The sequence below is a fragment of the Brevundimonas sp. UYEF29 genome (assembly GCF_040546195.1).
GTDB classification, from domain to species: domain Bacteria; phylum Pseudomonadota; class Alphaproteobacteria; order Caulobacterales; family Caulobacteraceae; genus Brevundimonas; species Brevundimonas huaxiensis.
Window position 1 is genome coordinate 326955 of record NZ_JBEPNH010000001.1, and the last position, 14671, is coordinate 341625.

Here is a 14671-nt window from a genome sequence, read left to right on the forward strand (position 1 = left end):
AGGGAACCGAATGAAGGCGCGCTGATACAGGAGACGATTGGTCGCGTCAACGCACTAAACAACATCACATTTGCCACAACGCATTGTTTCAACTGAGTTTTTAAAATACGGTATTAAAATACCCGACGCGAAGAGGCTAGGCAGCGTTACGGCGTAACATAAAACGTCATCAAAGGATGATTATAGGCGGGCATCGCAAAGACGACAGCTCTGGAGTCCCTTCATGATCCTTCATCGTCGCGGTCTGATCGCCACGGGCGCAGCCGCCGCCTTCTCGGGACTGGCTCGTCATGCCGCCGCTCAGACGGCGGGTGAAGAGACCTACGTCAACGAGGTCCATGGCTACGGCCCGCTGCTGCGCGATCCCAATCGCTTGCTCGATCTGCCCGAAGGCTTTTCCTATCAGGTCGTGGCCCAGAGCGGAGACACGATGGATGACGGCTTGTTAGCTCCGGGTCAGCCTGACGGCATGGCTTGTTTCCCGCTGGAAGGGTCTCGCGTGGCCCTGGTCGTCAATCACGAGCTGAAAGGCTCCAGCGGCCTGCATCGCAACCTCGGCCCCGGCGGCCTTCGTGAGGAACGGCTTGACCTGCTGGACGCCACCAAGGGCTACGACACCTATAAGAATGGCCGCCCCCTGCCCGGCGGCTGTTCCACCATCGTCTATGATCTGGCGACCCGCCGGATGGTCAGCCGACATCTGACGCTGGCCGGCACCTCGACCAACTGCTGCGGCGGCCCGACGCCGTGGGGCAGTTGGCTGACCTGCGAGGAAACGCTGGAGACGCCGGCCGACGCCGATGTGACCAAGGCTCACGGATGGGTCTTCGAAGTGCCGGCGACCGCAACCGCCCTGGTCGATCCGGTGCCGCTCAAGGCCATGGGTCGCTTCGATCACGAGGCCGTCTGCGTCGATCCCCGCACCGGCGTCGTCTATCTGACCGAAGACGACAACGCCGGCCTCTTCTATCGCTTCATTCCCAATGCGCCCGGCAGGCTGAGAGAGGGCGGCCGGCTTCAGGCGATGGCCTGGAAGGGCGCGCCCTCGGCCGACACCCGCAATCAGGACGCTCGCACCTGGGCTGTCGGGGATTGGAGGGAGATCGAATGGATTGATCTGGACGACGTCGAATCTCCCAATGGCGACCTAGCCAAGCGCGGTCATGCGTCCGGCGCGGCCTGGGTGGCGCGGGGCGAAGGCGTCTGGTGGGGCGATGACGAACTGTATTTCACCGCAACCTCGGGCGGGCCAATCCGCCGCGGTCAGGTCATGCGGCTGGTCCCCGGTCTGAACGGCGCGGCGGACCGGCTGCAGTTGTTCGTGGAAAGCACGGACCCGAAGACGATGAATATGGCCGACAACATTACCGTCGCGCCCTGGGGACACTTGATCCTGTGCGAGGACAACTATTCCTCGGACGTCCGCAATCACCTGAAAGGCGTCACGCCAGAGGGCAAGGTCTATACGATCGGCCGCAATGTCTTCACCGGCAACTCCGAGTTCGCCGGCGCCTGCTTCTCGCCGGATGGCGAGGTGCTGTTCGTCAACATCATGTACCCCGGCATGACTCTGGCGATCAGAGGCCCATGGTCCTCGGTCCGGACATGAAGATGCGCGGCTGAGCCCGCAGCACCAACCATAGGTTCACGGTGGCCGTCGCCAGCACGATTGCGGCGCCCGCCTGGTGCAGCACGCCCAGCCACACCGGAACCGCGTGCACCAGGGTCACGATCCCCAGCAGAGCCTGGAACCAGATCACACCCGCAAGCGCAAAGGCGCCGAAGCCCATTCCCTCCGCCACGCGCCAGCGCCAGGCCTGGAAGGCATAAATGCTGACGGCGATCAGCAGGCCATAGGCGACCAGTCGGTGATTGAACTGCGTCAGCGCCTGATCATGCAGAAAGGCGACCGCGCCCAGGCTCCAGTCGGCCGGCGGCAAAACGGCGCCGTTCATCAGCGGCCAGTCGGTATAGACCAGCCCCGCATGACCGCCCGCAACCAGGGCGCCCAGCAGACATTGCAGGAAGACCGCGCCGAGCAGCAGGCCGGCGCCCCTCGCCCAACCCGACGGCGGCCGGCCGTGATCCTCGCCGTTCCAGGCCTCCAGCCCCGTCCAGATCAGGGCGGCGAACAGCACGAACGCCAGACCCAGATGTGTGGCCAGACGCTCCGGCGCGACGCTGACACGCTCGGACAGGCCGCTAGACACCATCCACCATCCGATCAGCCCCTGAAGGCCGCCCAAGGCCAGGAGCAGGACACAGCGCCAGATCAGGCGATTGGGCATCGCCCACTGGTGGAATACCGACCGGGCCGGCCCAAGACGGCACAGCAGGAAGACGATCAGCGGCAGGGCGAACACCATACCCACCAGACGCCCGATCAGCCGGTGCAGCCACTCCCACCAGAAGATGCCCTGAAACTCGCCCAGGCTCATGCCGGCGTTGACCTGCGCGTACTGCGGGATCTGCTTGTACTTCTGGAAGGCCTCGGCCCACTGGGCGTCGTTCAGAGGCGGAATCGCGCCCATGATGGGCTTCCACTCCGTGATCGACAGGCCCGAGCCCGTCAGCCGCGTGATGCCGCCGATCACGACCATCAGGAAGACGACGGCGGCCGTAGTGAAGAGCCACACGGCGACGGCGCGGTTACGATCTGGATTTCCGAAACGGTTCATTCGACGCCTGACACTGACCCGGATATGGTGTCGCGTCGAACGAAGACCAGACGCGACCGGTGCGGTATGCCCGCCCCAAGCGACAAGATCGAGTCGGATTGAGTTAACGGCGCTGTTGCCGCAGGAGATCAGGGTTGCAATACGCCGATATCGCCGCCGCCGTCGCAGGCGGCCTGCTGCTGGCCTGGATCGCGGACCTTCTGACGGGCCGGCGCGGCTTTGGCGGCACAAGCCTTGTGTCCGGGATCGGCCTGGCCTGCGGATGGTTTCTGGCGGTGCGGGTCTTCGCGGTCAGCACGATGGACAGCTGGGTCTGGGTGCCGTGGGCGCTCGTCGGATCGGGCATCTGTCTCGTGGCCTTCTTCCTGTTCCGGAACAAGCGCTGATGCCGCCGCGTCTGCGTCGCTTCGTCGCCGCGATCGGCGTGCTGCTCTTTCTCGTTTTCTGGGTTTGGGGCCTGATCGCCCTGCGCGGACTGCTGCCGCCGTCGCAGTGGATCGACTTCCTGTTCTTCGGCATCGGCGGGACCGCCTGGGGCCTGCCGCTCATCCCGCTGCTGCGATGGGCCGAGCGCGGCTGAGCGCCGAACCTGCCTCCAGATACGGCGATGGGGCCGCCCGCAAGGACGACCCCACCATCATCATTCTTTTTCAAGAATGGTCGGAGCGACAGGATTCGAACCTGCGACCCCTTGACCCCCAGTCAAGTGCGCTACCAGGCTGCGCCACGCTCCGAAGGCGCTCCCTATAGACGGGGGGACCGCTGTCCGCAAACGCTAAAACGACTTTTCCACCTACCGTGAAAGAACGGCGTCCAGACGCGCTTTGGCCTGCTCCAGATCGGCCAGAACCTGATGCAATTTCGAGGTTTCGGCCCGCGCGACATCGGAAGTCGCCGTAGCGAACGTGACATCGCCGTCGTCGATCAGTGCAGCGGCCTCCGCCCCGATCAGCTTTTTCAGCCCCTGTTCCTTGTGCAGACGCTGGACGCCGCGAATCGTCAGCCCATCGTCGTGCAGCAGGCGTTTGACCGCCTTCAGCACCGCGATGTCCTGGGGCCGATAGAAGCGACGCCCGCCAGCCCGTTTCACAGGCGTGACGAAATCGAACTTCGTTTCCCAGAACCTCAGGACATGCTGCGGCGCGCCGACCTCTTCGGCCGCTTCAGAAATGGTTCGGAAGGCGTCGGCGCTCTTGGCCACCGCGATCAGGCCTCGACGACGGCGTCGTGAACCCGGCTTTTCATGATCTGTGAGGCGCGGAAGCTGATGACCCGGCGCGGGTTGATCGCCGCCGGTTCGCCCGTCTTGGGATTGCGGCCCATCCGTGCGCGCTTCTCACGCACCTGAAAGACGCCGAAGCCGGACAGTTTCACCGTCTCGCCGCGCTCAAGCGATTCGACGATCAGTTCCAGGGTGCGCTCGACCAGGCTGGAGCATTCCTGACGCGACAGGCCGACCTCTTCATGCACGGCTTCGCACAAGTCGGCGCGCGTCACGGTCTGTTGGCCTGCCATCGTATCCCCGCTGTCATGCGATCCGCTCGCATCCATAGGGGCGCAAAGCCCCCGAAAAATCAATGCCTCGATGTCGATTACAGCCGAAGCGCGCAGGCACCCCAGGTCAGGCCGCCGCCCATGGCCTCAAGCAGCACCATATCGCCCTTCTTGATCCGCCCGTCTTGGATCGCAGCGTCCAGCGCCAGCGGGATCGAGGCGGCCGAGGTGTTGGCGTGGGTCGCGACGGTCGAGATCACCTTGTTCTCGTCCAGACCTAGCCGGTCGCCGACGCCCTTGATGATTCGCTGGTTGGCCTGGTGCGGCACGAACCAGTCGACGTCCGCGATCTGGATGTTTGCGGCGGCGCAGGCGGCGGTTATGCCTTCGGCAATATTCACGACGGCATGACGGAAGACCTGGTTTCCGGCCATGCGGAGGTGGCCAACGGTGCCGGTCGTCGCGGGGCCGCCATCGACATAGAGCAGGTCGGTCTTGGACCCGTCGGCCCGTAAGGCGAAGCCCAGCATGCCCTGGTCGTCCGATGTCCCCTGCCCTTCGCGCGGTTCCAGCACCACGGCGCCGGCCCCGTCGCCGAACAGGACGCAGGTGGTCCGGTCGGTCCAGTCCATCAGCCGCGTCATCTCTTCGGCCCCAATAACGAGGGCGCATTTCGACAGGCCGCGCGCCACGAATCCGTCGGCGACGCTGAGCGCATAGACGAAACCGGAGCAGACGGCCTGAACATCAAAGGCGATGCCGACGCCCGCGCCCAGCTTGGCCTGGACGATCGACGCGACCGCCGGGAAGGTCATGTCGGGCGTTGTGGTGGCCACGATAATCAGATCGACGTCGGACGCCGCCTTGCCCGCGTCGGCGAGCGCCTTCCTGGCGGCCTCGACCGCCAGATCGCTGGTCGGCTGGTCGTCGCGCGCCTTATGACGTTGCTTGATGCCGGTGCGCTCCTGAATCCATTCGTCGGATGTGTCGACGAACTTGGCCAGGTCGGCGTTGGTGACGATCTCCTCCGGCAGATAGGAGCCGACGCCGGTCACGGCGCTGCGGGTGACGGTCACTGGAGGGGTTCTCCCACGGCTGCGGCGGGCTTGGCGGCATGATCGAACACCGCGTCCAGCTTGCCCAGGTTGTCCCCCACCTTGCTCATATAGTCGCTGCGGGCCAGATCGACAGCGATGCGGATGGCGTTGCCGAAGCCCTTGGCGTCGGCGCCGCCGTGGCTCTTCACGACAATGCCGTTTAGGCCCAACAGAGGGCCGCCGTTGATGGCGCTGGGGTCGATCTTCTGGCGCATCTTCTTCAACGCCGGCATGGCGATGACGGCGCCCAGCTTGGATTGCAGGTTGGAGGTCAGGGCCTCTTTCAACAGGGCGGAAATATAGCGCGCCGTGCCTTCGGCGGTCTTTAGCGCGATGTTGCCGGTGAAGCCGTCGGTCACCACCACGTCCACCGTGCCCTTGGCGATATCGTCGCCCTCGACGAAGCCATGATAGTTCAGGTCGAACGGCCCATCGCGCAGGATGGCGTGCGCCTCCTTGACCTGTTCGTTGCCCTTCATGTCTTCCGAACCGACGTTCAACAGGCCGATAGTCGGGCGCGCGACGCCGCGCACGGCCGACTGGAAAGCTTCGCCCATGATGGCGAACTCGACCAGCTGCTCCGCATCGCTGCCGATGTTGGCGCCGACGTCCAGAACCGCCGTGTGGCCCTTGAAGGTGGGCCAGCTGGCGACGATGGCCGGACGCTCAAGCCCGGGCGCAGACATCCGCAGAATCAGTTTCGAGATCGCCATCAGGGCGCCGGTGTTGCCGGCCGAGACGACGCCGGCCGCCTGGCCCGTCTTCACCGCCTCGATGGCGTTCCAAAGGCTGGAGCCCTTGCCGCGCCGCATGGCCTGGGCCGGCTTTTCGTCCATGGCCACGACCTTGTCAGTGTGATGGATTTCGCAGACGTCCGCCGCCAGGCCGCAACGCGCCAACTCCGGCGCGATCTTGGCCTCGTCGCCATGCAGCAGGAAGCGCACCCCCTCGCCATCGTGGGTGCGGATATAGCTGCGGATGCCGGGAACGACGACGGAGGGCCCGTGATCGCCGCCCATGGCGTCAAGCGAGATCGTAACTGGGGCTGGCAAATGGACCTCTTATGGCCGCGTCGTCTTGTCGCGCGACGCTTGGCAGGATGCGCTGGACGATAGCGCCGAAGCCGGGGGATGCAACCACCCGGCCCCTACGTCAACCTCAGCCTTGGTCGTCTTTGGGCTTGAGCGCCTTCAGGGCCGCGAACGGCGAAATCTCCGTCGGCTCCTCAGGTTGCACGAACTCCGCGCCCGGCTTGCGCGGGAACGGATCAAGCGAGAGCACCAACTGTTCGACCGCATACTGGCCCAGGTCGATCTTGCCGTCCTCGATCACGTCGGCGTCGTCTTCATCCAGCGTGACCTCGATCTCGTCGGTTTCCTCGGGCTTGGCTTCGACAAGCTGAATGGAAAAACGCCGATCCACATCGACCGGCAAGGGTTCCAGGGTCAGGCCGCAAGTCTGCACCGCATGCGCGGTCACCCTGCCCTTCATCGTCCATTCGCTGGTCGACGGCGTCGGCTTGATCTCCAGATCGACGGCGAAATCATCCAGCCCCTGAAGATCCAGGCTACGGGCGATTCGCTTGCGGGTCTCCGCATCCGGTTCAAGCCGGCGGCTCAGGCCCGCGCCGATCTGATTGACCCGCACCGTTTCGCTGTAGGGGAGCGTCGCGCTCATCTCTTTCAAACTTCCGCCCATGCTGGCGTCGCCAGCACCTTGTTGAAATCCTGCGCCGCCAGGGCTGCGCGTGTCGTCAGCGCATAACGCGCCAATGTGTCCGCATGGGGCGCTTGCGGATCCGCGTAGACATTCTTCGCCATCGCCTCGGCCAGAACCGTCGCATCGCCGGCGCGCAGCGGCTGCTCATAGGCGTTCATCCGGCCATACAGGGCCTCTCCCAGTTTACGCATCTTCTTGCCGACGGCGACGTCGCCCACGCCTTCCTCCCGCAAGACGTGATCCAGCGCCGAGACATAGACGTCGAAGACCGCCTGAGCCGCATCTTGGCCCTGAGCCGTGTTTTCATCGCGTAGCCGCAGCACCAGCAACAGCACATGCAGCGTGTAGAGTTCGAATCGCGCGTCGATGCGGTCGTCGACCGCCAGGCGCGTGTAGAAGGCCGGATTGCGGGCCTGGCTGACGGCCTTGGCGTAGAGATCGTCGCCGAGACGGACGCCGGATCGGGGTTTGAACAGGTTTTTCAGCATGGGTTCCAACAGCCCCTTTTCCGCCGCGCCGTTGAACTAGGACGCAGGTCCGTCTAGGTCAAAGACCTTGTTCTCTCGCAGGCGCCCGACCATGTCCCGTTTCGTCCCGCTTTTCGTCGCTGTTTCGCTGGCCGGCCTGTCCGCCGCCTGCGCCCCGACCATCGGCTCCAACGGCTTCCAGGCCATCGACGCCAAGCCGCAAGACGTGGTCGCCGGCACGGACACCAAGGAAACCGTCCTCGCCAAGCTGGGTTCGCCTTCGACCACCTCGACGTTCGAGCCTGATCAGGTCTGGTATTACATCAGCCAGACGACTGAGAAATATACATACAACCTGCCCAAGGTTTCGACCCGCACGGTGACCGAGATCACCTTCGTCCCGCAGGGCGATCAGGTGGCGTCGGTGCGGACTCTCGGCCTGACGGACGGCGAGCAGATCGCCATGAACAGCAACGAGACGCCGACGCGCGGTCGCGAGCTGACCGTTCTGGAACAACTGCTGGGCAACGTCGGCCGTGGCCAACTGCCCCGCACCGAGGACGACACCCCCGGCCAGCGCCGCCCCGACTAAGGCGGCTCATCGCCCCAAAAGCAAAGACGCCCCGGAGATCGCTCTCCGGGGCGTTGTCGTAAGGGCTGTATGTTTCAGCCTAGCCGATGGTCCCGCTCGCCAGCACCGCCAGCAGCAGCAAGGCGACGATGTTGGTGATCTTGATCATCGGGTTCACCGCCGGACCCGACGTGTCCTTGTAGGGATCGCCCACCGTATCGCCGGTCACGGCCGCCTTGTGGGCCTCCGAACCCTTGCCGTGGACGACGCCGTTCTTGTCGGTGAAACCTTCCTCGATCACCTTCTTGGCGTTATCCCACGCGCCGCCGCCCGACGTCATGGAAATGGCGACGAACAGGCCGGTGACGATCACACCCATCAGCATGGCGCCGAGAGCGGCAAAGGCGTTCGCCTTGTCCGAAATGCCCAGCACCGCGACGAACAGGACGATCGGCGACAGCACTGGCAACAGAGACGGCACGATCATCTCGCGGATCGCCGCCTTCGTCAGGATGTCGACCGCCCGGCCGTATTCCGGCTTTACCTGATAGGTCATGATGCCGGGGTTCTCGCGGAACTGGCGCCGCACTTCCGCGACGACTGATTCGGCGGCGCGTCCCACCGCCATCATCGACATCCCGCCGAAGAGGAAAGGCAGCAGCCCCCCGAACAGCAGGCCGACGACGACGTAGGGATTGGTCAGATCAAAAGCGATCTCTCCCATACCTGCAAAGAAGGGATAGTCCGCCGGGTTGGCCGAGAAATACTGCAAATCCGACGTATAGGCGGCGAACAGCACCAGCGCGCCGAGGCCCGCCGAACCGATGGCATAGCCCTTGGTCACGGCCTTGGTCGTGTTGCCCACGGCGTCCAGGGCATCCGTCGAATGCCGCACATCGCTCGGCAGGCCCGCCATTTCGGCGATGCCGCCGGCGTTGTCGGTGACGGGCCCGAACGCGTCCAGCGCCACGATCATCCCCGCCACGCCCAGCATGGTCGTGGTGGCGATGGCGATGCCGAACAGGCCGGCCAGCTGGAAGCTGGCCACGATGCCGACGATGATCGTCAGCGCCGGCAGCGCCGTCGCCTCAAGCGAGACGGCCAGGCCCTGAATGACGTTGGTGCCGTGCCCGGACACAGAGGCGTTGGCGACCGATCGCACCGGACGGAAGCCGGATCCGGTGTAGTATTCGGTCACGACCACGATCGCCGCCGTCACCGCCAACCCGACCATGCCGGACCAGAACAGCGCCATCGGCTGGATCTCCAGACCGCTGGCCGTGACGATCGGCCCCGTCACCATCTGGTCGATCACCAACCAGACCGCGCCGATGGACAGGACGCCCGTGACGATCAGGCCCTGATAAAGGGCGCCCATGATGTTCTTGGACTTGCCCAACCGCACGAAGAAGCTGCCGACGATGGAGGTCACGATGCACACCGCGCAGATCGCCAGCGGCAGCACCATCATCAGATCCACATAGGGCTGCCCCCGGAAGAAGATCGCGGCCAGCACCATGGTCGCAACGGTCGTCACGGCATAGGTCTCGAACAGGTCGGCCGCCATACCGGCGCAGTCGCCGACGTTGTCACCCACGTTGTCGGCGATGGTCGCGGCGTTGCGAGGATCGTCTTCGGGAATACCCGCTTCGACCTTGCCCACCATGTCGCCGCCCACGTCGGCGCCCTTGGTGAAGATGCCGCCGCCCAGGCGCGCGAAGATCGAGATCAGCGAGGCCCCGAAGCCCAGCGCCACCAGCCCGTCGATCACCTCGCGGCCCGTTGAGGGCAAGCCCAGATGCTGGGTCAGCACGATGTAGTAGCCTGACACCCCAATCAGGGCGCCGCCTGCCACGAACATGCCCGTGATGGCGCCCGAGCGGAACGCCAGGTTCAATCCCTTGGACAGGCTTTCGGACGCCGCCTGAGCCGTGCGCACATTGGCCCGCACCGAGATCAGCATCCCGGCATAACCGGCCGCGCCGGACAGGACGGCGCCGATCAGGAAGCCGATGGCGGCGTAAGCGCCGATCAGGAAATAGGCGGCGATCAGGATCACGATCCCGACGATGCCGATGGTCAGATATTGCCGCTTCAGATAGGCCGAGGCGCCTTCCTGGATCGCGGCGGCGATCTCTCGCATCTTGTCGTTGCCGGTGCTCGCCTTCATCAGCACGGCGGTCTGAGCGGTGCCATACAGCACCGCCAGCACACCGGCCGCGAAGACCAGCGTAAGTGAGTTCGTCATTGGCGTTTCCATGCCCTTGCAAACAGGCGCGCAGGCCTTGGCGCGGTCGGGCGTTATCGCCTCTGTCCGCCTTCCGGTCCCCCCGCACGCGGCGAACGCGTCAGTGCGTTCTTTGGGATTTGCTAAGGGAGCCTGTCATGGCAGGCGGAGTGACGCAACAGCGGTCGGTCAGCCGGGTCAGCGGGCGGTCTGCATGCCCGTGCGGCGACGCGGCGACTGGCTGACCACCTCGACGCGCCGAACGGAGCCGCGCCCCGAGATCGCCGCAGACGCGGCCACCAGCGAGGCGGACAGGGCCCGCTCGTCCAGGCGTGTCCAGTCGCCGGGCACGGTGAAGGGCGTCTTGTGCGCCGCGCGGACGACGGCGTCGCGGAAAAAGGCCTCCTTGGGCTTCATCTGCTCGACGGTCTTGCCGGCGCCCAGTTCGAGCCGGAGGGCGACGAACACGTAATTGCGCAAACGCCCGTCCTCAATGACGGGCAGGCCGAGCCCTGCGATGCTCAGGGCTGCCGGCGCGGACTCCGTTTCGCTGCCGGACGCGGAAGCGCGACTGGCGACGGCGCCCGTCAGGGCGGCGGTTCCGGCTGCGATCAGGGTTCTACGGTCCATGACGACATCCTGCCCGACGGGCGTTAGGATTCCCTTGCCACGTCAGCCGTGGGTCCAGCCGTTTCTGGACATCGGCACGGGCTGACCGTCGTAAAGAACCGTCAGGCCCTGACCTGCGGTGACTTCGCCGACGCGGGTCAGGCGAATCAGTCGGCGCTCGGCCTCGCGACGCAGGGCGTCTCCGTGGCGAGGATGGGCGCTGAAGGCGATCTCATAGTCGTCGCCGCCGCTGGCGAGGTCTTCCAGCGACAGCTGCGGATCGACCCGGTCGTCGAACCAGGCCTGGGCGGCAGCGGACAGCGGCAGGACGTTCAGATTGAGCGACACGCCGACCCTGCTGGCCTGCGCAATGTGGGCCAGGTCGGCGGCCAGGCCGTCAGACACATCGACGGATGCTGTGGCGTACTCGCGCACAATGTCGGCGAAGTCGGTCCGGGGCGTGGGCATCCGGTAGTGGCTGACCAAGGCTTCCATCCGCTCGGGCGCCAGAGCCAACTGTCCTTGCGCCGCCTTGAGGCCCAGAAGGCCGTCGCCTATCACACCGGTGACGAAGACGAGGTCGCCGACCTGCGCGCCGGCGCGAGAAACGCTCTTGCCCGTCGGGGCCCACCCCAAGGCCGTCAGAGAGAAGGACAGCGAGCCGGGTGTCCTGACCGTGTCGCCGCCCAGCAGGTGAACGCCGAACCGCGCCTGATCTTCAGCCAGTCCGGCGGCGAAGGCCTCACGCTCGGGCCAGCCGCAGCGCTCGGACCAGAAGCAGGACAGCAGATAGCCGAACGGCTCTGAGCCCTTGGCGGCCAGGTCCGACAGATTGACCCGCAGCAGCTTCCTGGCGACCGTGTCCAGCGGATCGTCAGGCAGGAAATGCACCCCCTCGACGATGGCGTCTTTGGTCAGAACGAGGTCATAGCCGGGGCGTGACGGCAGCGCCGCCACATCGTCGGCCAGCCCCCTGCCCCACTCGGGATGGGCAAGAGGCTTGAACAGCCGCTCGATCGTCTCGAACTCGCCCGCGACGTCGAGCGCCGGCATTATTTGCGGGTGTCTTTGGCCACGCCGTCCAGCGCCGCATTGACGAAGCGCGCCTCGGCGTCGTCGAAGAAGGCCTTGGCCAGTTCGACATATTCGTCGATCACGACCTCGCGCGGCGTCTCGGGATGCTTGATCAGCTCCCAGGCGCCCGAACGCAGCAGGGCGCGCAGGGTGGCGTCGATCCGCTCCAGCTTCCAGTTGGAGGCCAGGCGGGCCTTGATAGCCGTGTCGATGTCGCGCTGGCTTTCGATCACGCCGCGCACGATGTCGGCGAAATAGGCCTCATCGGCCTCGGCCAGGGCTTGGCCCTCGATATCGGCGTCGAAGCGGAAGTTGGAGAATTCGGTGATCACCGTCTCCACGCCCTCGCCGGCCAGTTCCATCTGATACAGGGCCTGGACGGCGGCGAGACGCGACACTGTGCGAGCGCGACGCTGTTTGGAGCTCAGATTGGGCTCGGCGCGCTGCTTTTCGGCTTCGGCGAGTTGTTCGAGGACGGCTTTGACGCTGTTCGGTTCAGTCATGCGCCGACGCCATGACGCAACCGCTTCTTCAATGCAATGAGGTCCAGGCACGCCTTGGCCGCGCCGCCGCCCTTATCCCCTTCCGAAAGACGGGCCCGATACCAGGCCTGATCTTCGTCCTCGGTCGTCAGGATGCCGTTGCCGATGATGACGCCCTTGACGCCGAGAGCCATGATGCCGGCCGCCGACTGATCGGAGACGATTTCGAAATGGTAGGTCTCGCCACGGATGATCGTGCCCAGCGCGACATAGCCGTCATAGCGGGGGGCGGTCGGAAAGCGGCCCGCCTCCTCGGCCAGGGCGATGGCCGGCGGCACCTCCAGCGCGCCGGGCACGGTGATGACATCGAAGTCGGCGCCACGCGCCTTCAGCGTCTCCTTGGCCCCTTCCAGCAGGGCGTCGGCCAGGTCGTCGTAGAAGCGCGCCTCGACGATCAGAATACGGGGGGCTTCGGTCACGCCTTGGTTTCTCCATCCATGTCGCGCCAGCCGACGATGCGCAGGCCGTAGCCTTCCAGCGCCGTCGGCTCGGGTCGCGTCGAACTCATCACGATCATATCCCTGACACCCAGATCCAGCAGGATCTGAGCTCCCACGCCATAGGCGCGCAACGAGCGATCCATCGCCGCCGGCTTGTCCGCGCCCGCCAGCCGTTCGGCCAGCGAGTTCAGCGACGGATCGCGCAGGAAGACGACGACGCCGGGACCGTCATGGTCGGTGATCTGTTTCAGGGCGCTGGGCACATAGTCCTGGCGCGCCTCGACGTGACCCAGCAGGTCGCAGGCGAAGTCCACCTGGTGCATCCGCACCAGAGTCGGTTTGGCCGGATCGATCCGTCCCTTGACCAGGGCCACGTGCTCGGCGCCCTCGATCGTGTTCCTGTACAGCATCAGGCGGAACGGTCCGCCGTGAACGCTCTCGAACGGCGTATCCATGATCCGCTCGACGAAGCGTTCGGTGCGACGGCGATAGGCGATCAGGTCGGCGATGGTGCCGATCTTCAGCCCGTGCAGCTGGGCGAAGGCGACCAGATCGGGCATCCGCGCCATGTCGCCGTCGTCCTTGATGATCTCGCAGATCACCCCGGCGGGGGTCAGGCCGGCCATGCGACTGATATCCACAGCCGCCTCGGTGTGGCCGGCGCGGACCAGAACGCCGCCGTCGCGGGCCACCAGGGGGAAGATGTGGCCGGGCGAGACGATGTCGTCCATGCCCTTGGACGCATCGGTCGCCACATGAATGGTGCGCGAGCGGTCGGCGGCCGAGATGCCGGTCGTCACGCCGTCCTTGGCCTCGATCGAGACGGTGAAGGCAGTCTTCATGCTCTCGCGGTTGTCGGCGGCCATCGGCGGCAGGCGCAGTTGCTGTGCGCGTTCGGCGGTCAGAGCCAGGCACACCAGGCCGCGCGCCTGGCGGATCATGAAGTTGATCTGGTCCGGCGTAGCAAACTGGGCGGGGATGATGATGTCCCCTTCGTTCTCGCGATCCTCGGCGTCCACCAGGATGTAGGGACGGCCGTTGCGGGCGTCCTCCAGAATGTCCTCGATGGGACTGATCGGGCTGTCGTTCATGTTCGCGGCCTGGGCTTGCATCACGCGGTCTCCTGCCACCGCGCGAGGTATCGCGCCAGCATGTCGATCTCCAGATTGACCGGATCACCCACTTTCAAGTGGCCCAGGGTCGTCACGTCCCAGGTGTGCGGGATGATGTTCAGCGAGAAGACCTGACCCTCGACGGCGTTGACGGTCAGAGACACGCCGTCGACCGTGATCGACCCCTTGGCGGCGATATAGCGGTGTAGGGGCGCCGGGGCCTCGACCTCAATCCGATGCGATCCGCCTTCGGGCGTGATCGAAATCACCCGCCCAAGACCGTCCACGTGGCCGGACACGACGTGGCCGCCCATCTCGTCGCCCAGCCTGGCGGCCCGCTCCAGATTGACGCCGTCGCCGGTCTTCCAGGCGCCCAGGGTGGTCTTGGACAGGGTCTCGTTCGACACCTCGACGGCGAACCAGCCCCCCCGAGCATCGTGGCCCTTTTCGGTCACCGTCAGGCAGCAGCCCGCGTGGCTGATGGAGGCGCCCAGGTCGATGCCGTCGGTGTTCCAGGCGGTCTCGATCTCGTAACGACGATCGCGGTCGGTCTCGCGGACCTCGCGGACGCGGCCGATGTCGGTGACGATGCCGGTGAACATTTGGACTCTGGACCCCTTGGGAGAAAAATACCGTCTAAT

At 65.4% G+C, this 14671-nt stretch carries 18 protein-coding genes and 1 tRNA gene; 4 read left to right on the forward strand and 15 right to left on the reverse strand.

Annotated elements, in window-relative coordinates; translation table 11 throughout:
• Nucleotides 1-223: 223 nt before the first annotated feature.
• Complete coding sequence (locus tag ABIB58_RS01715; RefSeq protein ID WP_045811725.1) at nt 224-1609, forward strand: alkaline phosphatase PhoX; 1386 nt, start codon at nt 224-226, stop codon at nt 1607-1609.
• On the opposite strand, the gene ABIB58_RS01720 is transcribed toward ABIB58_RS01715, so the two are convergent.
• Nucleotides 1578-2678, reverse strand: a complete 1101-nt coding sequence (locus tag ABIB58_RS01720; protein ID WP_045811726.1) for a COX15/CtaA family protein — start codon at nt 2676-2678, stop codon at nt 1578-1580. The genes ABIB58_RS01715 and ABIB58_RS01720 overlap by 32 nt on opposite strands.
• A 134-nt stretch (nt 2679-2812) precedes the next feature.
• On the opposite strand from ABIB58_RS01720, the gene ABIB58_RS01725 reads away from it, so the two are divergent.
• Both ABIB58_RS01725 and ABIB58_RS01730 read left to right on the forward strand, forming a co-directional pair.
• Complete coding sequence (locus ABIB58_RS01725; protein ID WP_017503900.1) at nt 2813-3064, forward strand: hypothetical protein; 252 nt, start codon at nt 2813-2815, stop codon at nt 3062-3064.
• Complete coding sequence (locus ABIB58_RS01730) at nt 3064-3258, forward strand: DUF2842 domain-containing protein (RefSeq protein ID WP_045811727.1); 195 nt, start codon at nt 3064-3066, stop codon at nt 3256-3258. The genes ABIB58_RS01725 and ABIB58_RS01730 overlap by 1 nt, the downstream gene beginning before the upstream one ends.
• A 77-nt stretch (nt 3259-3335) precedes the next feature.
• Here the strand turns inward: ABIB58_RS01730 and ABIB58_RS01735 are convergent.
• From ABIB58_RS01735 to ABIB58_RS01765, 7 genes are all read right to left on the reverse strand, one after another.
• Nucleotides 3336-3412 (reverse strand) — tRNA-Pro (locus ABIB58_RS01735).
• 59 nt (nt 3413-3471) lie between these two features.
• On the reverse strand, nt 3472-3879 hold the full coding sequence (locus tag ABIB58_RS01740; protein WP_045811158.1) for a MerR family transcriptional regulator: 408 nt from the start codon (nt 3877-3879) through the stop codon (nt 3472-3474).
• Nucleotides 3880-3884: 5 nt separating this feature from the next.
• Nucleotides 3885-4193, reverse strand: coding sequence for an integration host factor subunit alpha (locus ABIB58_RS01745; RefSeq protein WP_026108237.1), 309 nt, complete (start codon nt 4191-4193; stop codon nt 3885-3887).
• Between the two features lie 77 nt (nt 4194-4270).
• Nucleotides 4271-5248: a beta-ketoacyl-ACP synthase III gene (locus tag ABIB58_RS01750; protein ID WP_045811159.1), complete on the reverse strand. Its 978-nt coding sequence runs from the start codon at nt 5246-5248 to the stop codon at nt 4271-4273.
• Nucleotides 5245-6288, reverse strand: coding sequence for a phosphate acyltransferase PlsX (gene plsX / locus ABIB58_RS01755; RefSeq protein WP_045811160.1), 1044 nt, complete (start codon nt 6286-6288; stop codon nt 5245-5247). The genes ABIB58_RS01750 and plsX overlap by 4 nt, the downstream gene beginning before the upstream one ends.
• Before the next feature lie 139 nt (nt 6289-6427).
• Entirely contained in the window at nt 6428-6946 is a 519-nt protein-coding gene (locus tag ABIB58_RS01760) for a YceD family protein (protein WP_045811161.1), read from the reverse strand.
• Between the two features lie 5 nt (nt 6947-6951).
• On the reverse strand, nt 6952-7476 hold the full coding sequence (locus tag ABIB58_RS01765; protein WP_045811162.1) for a ubiquinol-cytochrome C chaperone family protein: 525 nt from the start codon (nt 7474-7476) through the stop codon (nt 6952-6954).
• Between the two features lie 91 nt (nt 7477-7567).
• Between ABIB58_RS01765 and ABIB58_RS01770 the strand changes: the two genes are divergently transcribed.
• Complete coding sequence (locus ABIB58_RS01770) at nt 7568-8047, forward strand: outer membrane protein assembly factor BamE (protein WP_045811163.1); 480 nt, start codon at nt 7568-7570, stop codon at nt 8045-8047.
• Between the two features lie 79 nt (nt 8048-8126).
• Here ABIB58_RS01770 and ABIB58_RS01775 read toward each other — a convergent pair whose 3' ends face one another.
• The 7 genes from ABIB58_RS01775 to ABIB58_RS01805 form a co-directional block, all read right to left on the reverse strand.
• A complete protein-coding gene (locus tag ABIB58_RS01775; protein ID WP_354038763.1) occupies nt 8127-10274 on the reverse strand; it encodes a sodium-translocating pyrophosphatase in 2148 nt (715 codons plus the stop codon).
• A 177-nt stretch (nt 10275-10451) separates the two neighbouring features.
• Nucleotides 10452-10883, reverse strand: coding sequence for a hypothetical protein (locus ABIB58_RS01780; protein WP_185224195.1), 432 nt, complete (start codon nt 10881-10883; stop codon nt 10452-10454).
• A gap of 42 nt (nt 10884-10925) precedes the next feature.
• Entirely contained in the window at nt 10926-11915 is a 990-nt protein-coding gene (gene thiL, locus ABIB58_RS01785; protein ID WP_185224196.1) for a thiamine-phosphate kinase, read from the reverse strand.
• Nucleotides 11915-12439 carry a transcription antitermination factor NusB gene (nusB, locus tag ABIB58_RS01790; protein WP_039245120.1) on the reverse strand — a complete coding sequence of 175 codons (525 nt, stop codon included), beginning with the start codon at nt 12437-12439 and terminating at the stop codon, nt 11915-11917. The genes thiL and nusB overlap by 1 nt, the downstream gene beginning before the upstream one ends.
• On the reverse strand, nt 12436-12897 hold the full coding sequence (gene ribH / locus ABIB58_RS01795) for a 6,7-dimethyl-8-ribityllumazine synthase (RefSeq protein ID WP_161639139.1): 462 nt from the start codon (nt 12895-12897) through the stop codon (nt 12436-12438). Before ribH ends, nusB begins: the two co-directional genes overlap by 4 nt.
• A complete protein-coding gene (gene ribB / locus ABIB58_RS01800; RefSeq protein WP_185224198.1) occupies nt 12894-14030 on the reverse strand; it encodes a 3,4-dihydroxy-2-butanone-4-phosphate synthase in 1137 nt (378 codons plus the stop codon). Before ribB ends, ribH begins: the two co-directional genes overlap by 4 nt.
• The gene (locus ABIB58_RS01805) at nt 14030-14632 is read right to left on the reverse strand and encodes a riboflavin synthase (protein ID WP_354038765.1); all 603 of its coding nucleotides are present in this window, start codon (nt 14630-14632) and stop codon (nt 14030-14032) included. The genes ribB and ABIB58_RS01805 overlap by 1 nt, the downstream gene beginning before the upstream one ends.
• Nucleotides 14633-14671 lie beyond the last annotated feature (39 nt).